The 12,292-nt window shown below is 62.4% G+C and carries 9 protein-coding genes; 2 read left to right on the forward strand and 7 right to left on the reverse strand.

Annotated features, from left to right (window positions below):
• Positions 1-5 precede the first annotated feature (5 nt).
• The gene (locus GYH29_RS23665) at positions 6-1,118 is read left to right on the forward strand and encodes an ABC transporter ATP-binding protein (RefSeq protein ID WP_019101044.1); all 1,113 of its coding nucleotides are present in this window, start codon (positions 6-8) and stop codon (positions 1,116-1,118) included.
• 157 nt (positions 1,119-1,275) lie between these two features.
• Here the strand turns inward: GYH29_RS23665 and GYH29_RS23670 are convergent, their stop codons facing one another.
• The 7 genes from GYH29_RS23670 to glpK form a co-directional block, all read right to left on the reverse strand.
• A complete protein-coding gene (locus tag GYH29_RS23670) occupies positions 1,276-1,956 on the reverse strand; it encodes a B3/B4 domain-containing protein (protein WP_107732192.1) in 681 nt (226 codons plus the stop codon).
• A gap of 156 nt (positions 1,957-2,112) precedes the next feature.
• Complete coding sequence (locus GYH29_RS23675) at positions 2,113-2,487, reverse strand: hypothetical protein (RefSeq protein ID WP_043589121.1); 375 nt, start codon at positions 2,485-2,487, stop codon at positions 2,113-2,115.
• A 328-nt stretch (positions 2,488-2,815) separates the two neighbouring features.
• A complete protein-coding gene (locus GYH29_RS23680; protein WP_324606824.1) occupies positions 2,816-4,192 on the reverse strand; it encodes a CitMHS family transporter in 1,377 nt (458 codons plus the stop codon).
• A gap of 320 nt (positions 4,193-4,512) precedes the next feature.
• The gene (gene glpD / locus GYH29_RS23685) at positions 4,513-6,030 is read right to left on the reverse strand and encodes a glycerol-3-phosphate dehydrogenase (protein WP_081575057.1); all 1,518 of its coding nucleotides are present in this window, start codon (positions 6,028-6,030) and stop codon (positions 4,513-4,515) included.
• A 254-nt stretch (positions 6,031-6,284) separates the two neighbouring features.
• Positions 6,285-7,631 (reverse strand): glycerol-3-phosphate transporter, encoded by a 1,347-nt coding sequence (gene glpT, locus GYH29_RS23690; protein ID WP_019100342.1) that lies wholly within the window; start codon positions 7,629-7,631, stop codon positions 6,285-6,287.
• A gap of 124 nt (positions 7,632-7,755) precedes the next feature.
• The gene (locus GYH29_RS23695; RefSeq protein ID WP_039753674.1) at positions 7,756-8,457 is read right to left on the reverse strand and encodes an MIP/aquaporin family protein; all 702 of its coding nucleotides are present in this window, start codon (positions 8,455-8,457) and stop codon (positions 7,756-7,758) included.
• An 86-nt stretch (positions 8,458-8,543) separates the two neighbouring features.
• Positions 8,544-10,049 (reverse strand): glycerol kinase GlpK, encoded by a 1,506-nt coding sequence (gene glpK, locus GYH29_RS23700; protein WP_161524487.1) that lies wholly within the window; start codon positions 10,047-10,049, stop codon positions 8,544-8,546.
• A 731-nt stretch (positions 10,050-10,780) separates the two neighbouring features.
• On the opposite strand from glpK, the gene pyk reads away from it, so the two are divergent.
• Positions 10,781-12,187 (forward strand): pyruvate kinase, encoded by a 1,407-nt coding sequence (gene pyk / locus GYH29_RS23705; protein ID WP_161524488.1) that lies wholly within the window; start codon positions 10,781-10,783, stop codon positions 12,185-12,187.
• Positions 12,188-12,292: the final 105 nt, after the last annotated feature.

Consider the following 12,292-nt stretch of genomic DNA (forward strand, 5'->3'; position numbering starts at 1 on the left):
TCGATATGGCCCACCTCAAGCTCAGCAATATTAAAAAAGTCTACGACGACGGCAACGCGGTCATCCACGGCGTGGACCTCGCCGTCCGCGACGGCGAATTCATGGTCTTCGTCGGCCCGTCCGGCTGCGGCAAATCCACGATGATGCGCATGATCGCCGGCCTGGAAGACATCAGCGCCGGCGAACTGTGGATAGGCGGCCAGCTGGCCAACGACATCCAGCCGTCCAAGCGCGGCGTGGCCATGGTGTTCCAGAGCTATGCGCTCTACCCCCACATGACGGTGCGGGAAAACATGGCTTTCGGCCTCAAGCTGGCCGGCAAGAACAAGTCCGAAATCGCCGCCGCCGTGCACCGCGCCGCGCTGACGCTGCAGATCGAACACCTGCTGGACCGCAAGCCCAAGGCCCTGTCCGGCGGCCAGCGCCAACGCGTGGCCATCGGCCGCGCCATCGTGCGCAAGCCGGAAGTGTTTCTATTCGACGAACCGCTGTCCAATCTGGACGCCGCGCTCAGGGTGCAGATGCGCATCGAACTGGCGCGGCTGCACAAGGAATTGGGCAGCACCATGATCTACGTCACCCACGACCAGGTGGAAGCGATGACCATGGGCGACCGCATCGCCGTGTTCAACGCCGGCCGCATCGAGCAGGTGGGCACGCCGCTGGAGCTGTACCAACGCCCGGCCAACCGCTTCGTCGCCGGCTTCATCGGCTCGCCCAAGATGAACTTCCTGCCGGCGGCCATCGTCGCGGACGGCCCGGCCGGCCTGACGCTGGAGCTGCCCAGCGTCCACCGCTTGAGCCTGCCGTTTCAAGGCCGTGCCGGCGACGCCGCCACCCTGGGCGTGCGCGCCGAGCACCTGCGCTTCGCCGACGCCGGCGTGCCGGCGACGGTACAGCTAGTCGAACATCTGGGCGATGTGCAAATCGTCTACGTCCAGGCAGATGGCGTGGCGGAGCCCATCGCCGTCAAACTGGGCGGCCAGGACAGCGCGCCGCCGGCCGGCAGCGGCTGCCGCCTGGCGCTGGACACCGAGCACTGTCATCTGTTCGACGCCCGTGACCAGGCCTTGCCCCGGCTGGCGGCGCAGCCGCAGCTCCAAACCGAGACCGTGTGAGCGGCGGCAAGGCATAAGCAAAAAGGACGCGATCGCGTCCTTTTTTATTTATCCACAGGATAATCTTACCCTGACGTTTTATCCACAAGCCGCCATTGCCACGCGACGATGTTCGGCTAAAAGCAGGCCTGCGCGACTTACCCACAAGCCGGCGTCTTCACGCCACTTTATCCACAGCAGCCAGCTCAAAGCTAGTCCGCGCCGCGTCCAGCTCGAAACGAACCAGCCGCCCGGCATGCGGCCGCAGCTGTTCGGCCAGCCAGTCCATGCCCGCCGCACCGGAAGGAAACCCCTTATCCGGCCGCTCGCTGACGAAAACCACGTCACGGCTGCCGGCGTCCAGCTTGAACAAGTCCGACTCCAACCAGTTCAGGCAACGGCACACCACCTGCCGTTCCCCGTTCAGCCATACCGCCTCGCCCGGCTGCGGCGTTTCCGTCTGGTCCCGCCCCAAGGGCAGAAAAGGCTCGCCGCCGGCGGCCAGGTCCAATTGCAATACGCCGCCCAGTTTGGCGATGTCCTCGCCTCCAAATGGGCTCAGGCTGAGCAAGGACGCCTGGTTGTACAAATCCACCAGCGGCAGGATGCTGCGCAGCTTGTCCTTCTGCGCCGCCTTGACCAGGTATTCCAACGAACAGCGCGCCTTCTTGTCGCCGGGCAAATCCTTGTACAACTGTTTCCAGGCTTGCAACAACTCGTCCAGATCGCGTTCCGGCTCCGGCAAGGTCGGCAGCCGCGCCGGCAAAGCGGCGGCGTTTATGTCCAACGCGATCAGGCCGCTCACCTGGATCTGAGGCAGGCGGGACAATAAGGCGGGGCTCAGGGCAATCTGCATCATCGGGCTTTCCTCGGTTGAATCCGTGTCAGCATAGGCCCGCCGCGAACAAAGGGGAAACGCGTTTTTTTGCTGGGGTATTAGCGCGACTGAATCGCCTCGCGGCAATGCGCGAGGCCCCGCGAACGGGGCCTTGCTCAAGCCGGCATCGGCGCGGGCTCAATGGATGTAGCCGCCCGCCTTGCCATCCGCGTCCAGGCACTCGGCGGCGCTGAGCACCGCTTCTTCCAGCAGCGAGAAGAAACCGGCCCAATACTCGCCCTCCAGACCTTCCGCGGTGAAATCGGCATGCTCCGCCATGCGCGCCAGCAGGGAATCCTCCGCAGCGCAGGGATGGTTCGCCACATGTGCAATGTAGTGGCCGGCAAATTCGCGGCCCATCCGGTAAGCCTCTTGATCGCTCGCGTTGGCCGGCACCGCCATACAGTACAGACGCAAGCGCGGCGGCAGGCAGACGGCGAAGGAAGGTTCTTGGACCGACTCCGCCTGGCCGGCGGCGTCGTCATGGCGACGAAATGGACGTTTTACGGACATAAGGCCTCCCATTGTCATAGCGCCTGTTCAATGCCTTGGCACAAGCTCAAGAGCGTAAACAGGCTTTTGCAACGCGCCTTGCCTTCAGGCGTGGAGCGGATAAGGTAACAGCTTTTGCGGACCAAGGCCCGCGCAAGACTAGATCGGCGGCTCCGCCGCCGGATAAAGCGGGCGCCGCGCGCCTTTCTTCGAATCTGTTTACGATCTGCTGCGCGTCGGCGACACCGCGTTGAAACCGCCCTCGAAATGCTCATGTTCCATGAGCATCCCAAAGTGTTTTCAAGGCCGCATCGTCCTTGCTCGCGGGACTATGAACAGGCTCTGAGGATCAGCCTATCTTGATCAGCCCAAGCCCAACGGCCACCCCAAGCAAAACCAGCGAGAAGGCCCACATCGGAAGCAGGGAATAGCGAATGTGCCTCCCCATGTCCAAGCCGGCCAAACCCAGTCCCAACCACAACGCAGGGGAAAAGGGACTGACGAAAGTGCCAATCACATTGCCGATTTGCAGCGCGTAAATGGCCGATGTGGTTTCCACTCCATAAGCGGACACAATTTCCAGGATCACCGGCAGCAAAGCAAAGTAATAAGCGTCCGTGCTCAACACCAGATCCAGAGGCAGACCAAACACGCCCAGGATCAAGTGCAGGTAGGGCGTCGCCTCGCTTGGCAAAACCCGCACCAGATCCGCCGCGATCGCCTTGAGCATGCCGCTGCCGTTGAGAACGCCCAGAAATGAGCCGGCGGCCAGAATGATGGCTCCCATCAGCAGGGCGTTTGGAGCATGCGCGCGGATGCGCTCCAACTGTTCATCCACGTCCGGATAATTAATGACCAAGGCGATTCCCAGGCCAATCATGAAGATATAACCGGACGGCAGAATGCCGGAAATCAGAGTGCCTATCACCCCCAAAAACAGAGCCATATTGACGAAAAACAGTTTGGGCAGCGGCTGCGTGTCATTGAGATCCTCCAGCGGCTCCGCCTCGTCCGCCGCCTGCAAAGGGCCTTGCTTGCGCAAACGTCTGGCCTCGAACACGCCCAGCACCGCCGCAAGCACCACCAGCAAACCCGCGCCGATCAACTGCAAGGGAATCAAAGGCTGCCATAGCGCGGCCGGATCCAGATCGGTCACCGCCGCCGCGCGGCCCAGCGGGCCGGCCCACGGCATCATGTTGAGGATGCCCGCGCCCAACGCCAACAGCAGCATCATCAAATAGGGATTCATGCCCAAGCGCCGATACAGGGGCAGCAGCGTGGGCACCGTCAGCAAAAAGGTGGTGGCGCCCACGCCGTCCAGATGCGCCAGCATGCCCACCACCGCCGTGCACACCGCCACGGTAACGACATTGCCTCTGGAAATCCCCACCATGCCGTTGACAATGGGACGAAACACTCCTGTGTCCTGCATCACGCCAAAGAAGGTAATGGCAAAGATGAACATGGTCGCCACTTGGATGACGGAGTTCAGGCCGGCGCTATAGAACTTGCCGATATCGGCGAATCCGAAACCGGCCAGCAGCGCGCCGATAAAGGGAATCAAGGTGAGACAGACAACAGGCGCAAGCTTGCGCAGGATCAACAGGGACACCACCATGACGATGATGGCAAGGCCAGCAAAAGTAAGCATGTGCTTCTCCGGGAGGCTGAATCGGATGATTCCGGAATTCAGTCGCCAACTGGACTGGCTATCGCCGTATTCCATCAGACGCTGAACAGACCGGGTGCAATGAGGTTTTTTTTATGGTTCGACTTTTGGCCAAACTTGCTTGCACAGCGAGCGGAGCTTTTGTGGGAGCCCTTCCGCTTGTTGAAAGCCAAACAAAGGGACTGGGCGGAAAAGCCTACACGGACAGCGGGATTATTGTCTATACATTTGCGATTGGGATACGAAGCTCCCTGATACCGTCTTGCCCGGCGCAAGACGCGGAAACGACAAAGCCCGGCATCGCCGGGCTTCTACTTCAGAACCTGTTCACGTCGCGGAACCTTACACGGCGAGTGCCGCTTCGGTTTCATTGTCGCTCAGGCGGTCAGCCGTTGTTCCCGCGTGGCGCTCTGGCCCTGCAACCAGGCGTCGATCACCTCGGCGGCGTGCGCCGGCAGGTGCAGCTTGAGCTTGGAACGGCGCCACAGGATGTCCTCGCTGCGCGTCGCCCATTCTTCGTCCGCCAGGTAGCGCAGCTCGGCTTCGTACAAACCGGGCAGCAGCTCCTCGCCCAGTTGCTCCAGGCCGGCGGCCTCGCCGATCAGCCTGACCACGCGAGTGCCGTAGGCGCGCGCCCAACGCCGCGCCAGCGCTTCCGGCAGCCACGGGTACTGCTGACTCAGGCTTAGCAGAAAACGCTCGAAATCCGCGCCAGGCATGTCGCCGCCCGGCAGCGGCGCGTCGGCAGTCCAGGTGGTCTTGCTGTTGCCCAGCAGCGGCGCCAGTTTGTCCACCGCTTCTTCCGCCAGTTTGCGGAAGGTGGTGATCTTGCCGCCGAACACCGATAACAGCGGCGCACCGTTCAGGTCCATTTCCAGCGAGTAGTCGCGGGTGACGCTGGCGGCGTTGCTGGCCTCGTCGTCCAGCAGCGGGCGCACGCCGGAGTAGGTGGACAGCACGTCGGCCGGGCTGATCTGGGTCTGGAAGTAACGGTTGCTCATCTGGCACAGATAGGCCACTTCTTGATCGTCTATCGCCACCTTGGCCGGGTCGCCGCGGTATTCCACGTCGGTGGTGCCGATCAGGGTGAAATCCTGCTCGTAGGGGATCGCGAAGATGATGCGCTTGTCTGGATTCTGGAAGATATAGGCATAGGGGTGGTCGAACAATTTCTTGACCACGATGTGACTGCCCTTGACCAGACGGATGGACTTGCTGGACGGCAGCGCCAGCGTGTCCTTGATCAGGCTTTCCACCCATGGACCGGCGGCGTTGACCAGGGCGCGGGCGCGCACCTGGCTGCGGCTGCCGTCTTCGGCCTGCAGCTCGCACAGCCAGTGTTCGCCGTCGCGGCGAGCACCAACGCAGGCGGTGCGGGTCAACACCCGCGCGCCGCGCTCGGCGGCGTCCTTGGCGTTGAGCACCACCAGGCGCGCGTCCTGCACCCAGCCGTCGGAATAGACGAAGCCGCGCTTGAACGCCGGCTTGATCGGCTGGCCGGCCGGATGGCTGGCGAAGCTGACGGTTTCGGAGCCGGGCAGCACTTCGCGGCGCGCCAGGTGATCGTAGAGGAACAGGCCGCAGCGTATCATCCATTCCGGACGCTGGTTCTTGTCGTGCGGCATCACGAAGCGCAGCGGCCAGATGATGTGCGGCGCGGCCTTGAGCAGTACTTCGCGCTCTTGCAGCGCTTTGCGCACCAGGCCGAACTCGTAGTACTCGAGATAGCGCAGGCCGCCGTGGATCAGCTTGGTGCTGGCGGAGGAGGTGTGCGCGGCCAGGTCGTCCTTTTCGCACAGCATCACCGATAGGCCGCGTCCGGCCGCGTCGCGCGCGATGCCGGCGCCGTTGATGCCGCCGCCGATCACCATCAGGTCGTAAATCTCCACTGCCATCTTTCGCCTCTTCCTTCCAGGGGACCCAGTTCGAGTCGTTATTCCCTCGCCTGCGCGCATCCGTGCGCCTGCGATGCCATCCTACCCAGAATAATTATAAACGAACAAAAATACAACATTTTGCTTTCGTTTTAATGTGATTAGAACGCGTTTTTGTCTATTCATCCGTTTAAACGCGGAAATACGCAAAAAAATAGGCGGCAACCAGAGTCGCCGCCTCGTAAAGCGCCCGGCAGCGCCGGGCCCTGCGGGAACTATGCCCGGTTCAAGGCGGCGTCCTGCCCCCGCCCGTGCCAAGTGGTCAGCGCCAACAGCACAATGGCGACGATGCAAGAACCCACCATCAGCATGAAGCCGCCGTCCCAACCGAAATGATCGACGGTATAGCCCACCACCGCGTTGGCGGCCACCGAGCCGCCCAGGTAGCCGAACAGACCGGTGAAGCCGGCGGCGGTGCCGGCGGCTTTCTTCGGCGCCAGTTCCAGCGCATGCAGACCCACCAGCATCACCGGGCCGTAGATCAGGAAGCCGATGGCGATCAGCGCCAGCATGTCCACGGTGGGGTTGCCGGCCGGGTTCAGCCAGTACACCACGGTGGCCACGGTCACCAGTGCCATGAACAGCATGCCGGTGGCGCCGCGATTGCCCTTGAACAGCTTATCGGACATCCAGCCGCACAACAGGGTGCCAGGAATGCCGGCCCACTCGTACAAGAAGTAAGCCCACGACGATTTATCCACCGAGAAGTGCTTGACCTCTTTCAGATAGGTGGGGGCCCAATCCAGCACGCCGTAGCGCAGCAGGTAGATGAAGACGTTGGCGAAGGCGATGTACCACAACAGCTTGTTGGGCAGGATGTATTTCTTGAAGATGTCGCGAGCGCTCAGTTCCTGCTCATGGCTGGCGTTGTAGTCTTCCGGGTAGTCGTTTTTATAGGCCTCTACCGGCGGCAGGCCGCAAGACTGCGGGGTGTCGCGCATGGTCAGGAAGGCAAAGATAGCCACGCCGATGGCGGCGGCGGCCGGCACGTAGAAAGCCGCGCGCCAGTCGTTGAACCAGCCCATGCCCAGGATGAACAAGGGGCCGATCAGGCCGCCGCCCACGTTATGAGCGCAGTTCCAGATCGACACAATGCCGCCGCGCTCCTTCTGCGACCACCAATGCACCATGGTGCGGCCGCTGGCCGGCCAGCCCATGCCCTGGAACCAGCCGTTGAGGAACAGCAACACGAACATGATGCCGACGCTGGAGGTGGCCCAAGGCACAAAGCCCATCAGCAAGAAGACCGCGGCGGACAGGATCAAGCCGACGCTGAGAAAGACGCGGGGATTGGAACGGTCCGACACCGCGCCCATCAGGAATTTGGAAATGCCGTAGGCGATGGCGACGCCGGACATGGCAAAGCCCAGATCGCCGCGCGAATAGCCTTGCTCCACCAGGTAGGGCATGGCCAGCGAGAAGTTCTTGCGAACAAGGTAATAACCGGCGTAGCCGATGAAAATGCCGAGGAAGATCTGCCAGCGCAGTCTTCGATACAAACTATCTTGCTCAGAGGAGGGCAATAGCGGCTGATGCGCCGCCGGACGGAACATGCTGATCATGGGAACACCTCATTTTTTAGTGTGGCAACTACGGTCCGATCTGCGCCGGCTCCGGATTACAAGCGCGGCGGCCAAAACGCCGCCGCGCGAAAACTGCGGCCGGTCTCATAGAACCGGCCAGGTATCACAAGGTATAAGCCAAGGCCGCCAGCGCGCCGCCGATCAGGGAGCCGACCACCGGCACCCAGGCATAGCCCCAGTCGCTGTCGCGCTTGCCGGGGATCGGCAAGATGGCGTGCATGATGCGCGGCGCCAAATCGCGGGCCGGGCTCATCGCGTAGCCGGTGGTGCCGCCCAGCGACACGCCGATGCCCAACACCAGCAGGGCCACCGGCAGCGCGTCGATGGCGCCCAGCGACATCTTGGGCGCCACCATGCTGAGAATGGCGAACACCAGCACAAAGGTGGCGACAATCTCGGACACCAGGTTGCCCGGCAGGCTGCGGATGGCGGGGCCGGTGCAGAAAGTGGCCAGCTTGGTGTCGGCGCAATCGGTGCTGTCAAAGTGCTTGCGGTAGATCAGCCACATCAGGCCGGCGCCAGTCATGCCGCCCAGCATCTGCGCCAGCACATAGCCCGGCACCTTGGCCCACGAGAACTTGCCCGCCACCGCCAGCGCCACCGATACCGCCGGATTCAGGTGGGCGCCGCTGATCGCCGCTACGCTGAACACGCCGACGAAGACCGCCATCGCCCAACCAAAGGCGATGACGATGAGGCCGCTATTGTGGCCCTTGGTGTTTTTCAGCAGCACATTGGCCACCACACCGTTGCCCAGCAGCACCAGCAAGGCGGTGCCGATGAATTCGCCCATTAAAGGATTCATGATTGTTTCTTCCGGATTAAGGAGTGCGTCCACCCACCGCTCTTTGGCGGCGGGCTTGCCCAGTCAGCGCGCGAAACCCGCGCCGCTTACGCTTGTTCGTCGTCGGCCCAGACCTTGGCGGCGTTCACCGCGCGCTGCCAGCCCTTGACCTTGCCGGCCACTTTCGCGGCTTCCAGCTGCGGCTTGAAGCGGTGGTCCAGCTGCCACTGCCCCTGCACGTCGTCGATGTTCTTCCAGTAGCCGACGGCGAGGCCGGCCAGGTAGGCCGCGCCCAGCGCGGTGGTTTCGGTGATCTTGGGGCGCACCACATCCACGCTCAGGATGTCGGACTGGAACTGCATCAGCAGTTCGTTGACGGTGGCGCCGCCGTCCACGCGTAGTTCGGCAATATCGAGGCCAGCATCGGCTTCCATTGCCTTGAGCACGTCCATGGTCTGGTAGGCGATGCTGTCCAGCGCCGCGCGGGCGATGTGGGCCGCCTTGGTGCCCAGGGTGGCGCCGACGATAGTGCCGCGCGCGTTGGGGTTCCAATGCGGCGCGCCCAGTCCGGCGAAGGCCGGCACCAGATAGACGCCATCGCTGTCGGCCACTTCCTGGGCCAGCGGGCCCACGTCGGCGGAATGACGAATGATGCCCAGGCCGTCGCGCAGCCATTTGACCACCGCGCCGCCGATGAAGATGGAGCCTTCCAGCGCGTACTGCACCTTGCCATCCACCTGCCAGGCAATGGTCGTCAGCAAATTGTTCTTGGATTCGATCGGCGCGTCGCCGGTGTTCAGCATCATGAAGCAGCCGGTGCCGTAGGTGTTTTTCACCATGCCGGGGCGGGTGCACTGCTGGCCGAACAAGGCCGCCTGTTGGTCGCCGGCCACACCGGCGATGGGAATTTCCACGCCCAAGTGCGCGGCGTGGGTGTGGCCGTAAACTTCGCTGGAGCTTTTCACTTCCGGCAGCATGCTGGCCGGAACGCCCATGATGTCCAGCAGTTCGGCGTCCCATTCCAGGGTGTGAATGTTGTACAGCATGGTGCGCGAGGCGTTGGACACGTCGGTGACATGCACTTTGCCGTGGGTGAAGTTCCAGATCAGCCAGCTGTCCACCGTGCCGAAGGCCAGCTTGCCGTCGCGGGCGCGTTCGCGCGCGCCCGGCACATTGTCCAGAATCCACTTGATCTTGCTGCCGGAGAAATAGGCGTCCACCAACAGGCCGGTCTTGGAACGGATCAACTCGCCCAAGCCCCGCGCCTTCAGCTCGTCGCAGAACTCCGCGGTGCGGCGGTCCTGCCAAACGATGGCGTTGTAGACCGGGTGGCCGGTCTCTCGGTCCCACACAATGGTGGTTTCGCGCTGATTGGTGATGCCAATGGCGGCGATGCTACGGCCGTCGATGCCGGCCTTGGCCACCGCCTCGGCCGCCACGCCCACCTGGCCGCCCCAGATTTCCTGCGGATCGTGCTCCACCCAACCCGGCTGCGGGTAGATCTGGCGGAACTCCTTTTGCGCCAACGACACGATGTCGCCGCTGCGATTGAACAAAATGGCGCGAGAACTGGTGGTGCCTTGATCCAAGGCCAACACGAATTGATCCTGCATGGGGTTTCTCCTGTTCAGCCGGTGGGCGGCCTAATGTCTGAATGTTCGTTCGTTGCATGCGGCGGCGGATGCCGGTTGCGGACCGTGCTCCATCGCTCAAGTTATTGATAATGTTTCTTTTTGTACTTATGACGTTCGTTTTATTTTCGAGCCATTCTAGGCCCCGGCAAAAGCTTGTCAATCGTTCTTCGTAAAAAAATCTTAATATTGCGACTTTCCATGCCATCCCAATTCATGCTGCAGGGCAATAAAGACAAGGGTTTAGCGGCTGTAGCGTCTCACTACAAATATTGCTGTTTCAGTAAGTTATCGAGTAAAAGCCCTATGCTGCAGCGCATTGACCCGCGTCATTCTCCACTGACTCTGTGTTGCAACAAAGTTTTTGTCTTTATCTGGAGATAAAATAACCATGCTCTGGTCCCAGGATCCACCCGGGGCCAGCTTTTCGTTGGCTTGTCTTGATTGCCGCCGAGGAGGGAAAAACGCGCAAAAACGAACATTTTTCCCAGCTAAGTGGCGAGATTCGCACAAAGGCCGCTCATTTTCCGGCCCTCCGCCCCGCCGGCTTTACGTAGTCAAGCCGCTACAGCCTGACTGTGGCAGCATGACAGACAGTTCCATCAAGCGCGGCGCAGCCTAGATGGAAAGACACACGGATGTGATTGGCAAAACAACACCGCCATGTCCGGCCGCGCGCAACGCCGCGGCTGGATCGGGCATAAAGGACTGTCATGCTTCGCAACACAAAAATCCTCGCCACGCTGGGCCCGGCTTCCAGCACACCCGAAATCATCTTGGAACTGGCCCGCTCCGGCGTTAACGTGTTCCGCCTCAATATGAGCCACGGCAATCACGACGACCACCGCGCGCGCCTGGCTTCCATCCGCGCCGCCGAAGCCGTGGTCGGCCGCCCGCTGGGCGTGCTGGTGGATCTGCAGGGACCCAAGCTGCGCATAGGCCAGTTCTCCTCGCCGGTTACCGTGAACACCGGCGACAAGTTCGACTTCGTGCTGGACGAGGTGGACGGCGACGCGCAACGCGCCAGCTTGCCTCACCCGGAAGCCTTCAGCGCGCTCAAGCCCGGCCACCGTATTCTGGTCAACGACGGCAAACTGGCGTTTCACGTGGAACAGGTGGAAGAACGCCGCATCGCCACCCGGGTGGAAGTGGGCGGAGAGTTGTCCAGCCGCAAAGGCTTCAACCTGCCGCAAACCATACTGCCGCTGTCCGCCATAACAGACAAAGACCGGGTAGACGCCGAGTTCGCTCTGAAGGAAGGCGCGGACTGGCTGGCGCTGTCCTTTGTGCAAACCGCCAACGACGTGCGCGAACTACGCGAACTGGTAGGCCGGAAGCTGGGCATCGTGGTCAAGATCGAAAAACCGTCGGCGGTGGACGAACTGGATGCCATCACCGAACTGGCCGACGCGGTCATGGTGGCGCGCGGCGACTTGGGCGTGGAGTTGCCGCCGGAAGACGTGCCGGTGGTGCAACGCCGCATCGTTCACCAATGCCGTCACCTGGGTCGTCCGGTCATCGTCGCCACTCAAATGCTGGAATCGATGATCACCGCGCCCACGCCCACCCGCGCCGAGGCCAACGATGTGGCCACCGCGGTTTACGAAGGCGCCGACGCGGTGATGCTGTCCGCGGAAACCGCGGCCGGCCAGTTCCCGCTGGAAGCGGTGCGCATCATGGACCGGGTGATCCGCCGCGTGGAAAGCGCGCCGGACTATCGCCGAGTCATGGCGTTGGATTATAGCGCCGCCGACGCGCCGGACCGCGCCGACGCCATCGCCGCCTGTGTTCGCAAAGTGGGCTCCTTGCTGCCGGTCACCGTATCCGCCGCCTTCACCACCAGCGGCTCCACTTGCCTGCGGCTGGCGCGCGAGCGCCCGCATACGCCCATTCTCGGCATTTCGCCGCGGCTGGACACCGCTCGCCGGCTGACCCTTGTCTGGGGCGTAGTGGCCTATAACGGCCCGGACGCGGAAAACCTGGAAGACATGGTGGTGAAAACCACCTTCGCCGCCACCAAACTGGGCCTGGCGGAGCAAGGCAAACCCATGGTGATCATCGCCGGGGTGCCGTTCGGCACGCCGGGCACCACCAATTTGTTGCGCATCGTCTACCCTTGAACACGAGCTGAGCGTCAAAGCAAACGGAACCCACGGGTTCCGTTTTTGTTTGCCCGTCGCCGGCCGCGACAGCGGCTATGCTTAGCTGATCAGCACGCACCGGAT

The organism is Chromobacterium haemolyticum (assembly GCF_009936155.1).
In the GTDB taxonomy this organism is placed as follows: domain Bacteria; phylum Pseudomonadota; class Gammaproteobacteria; order Burkholderiales; family Chromobacteriaceae; genus Chromobacterium; species Chromobacterium haemolyticum.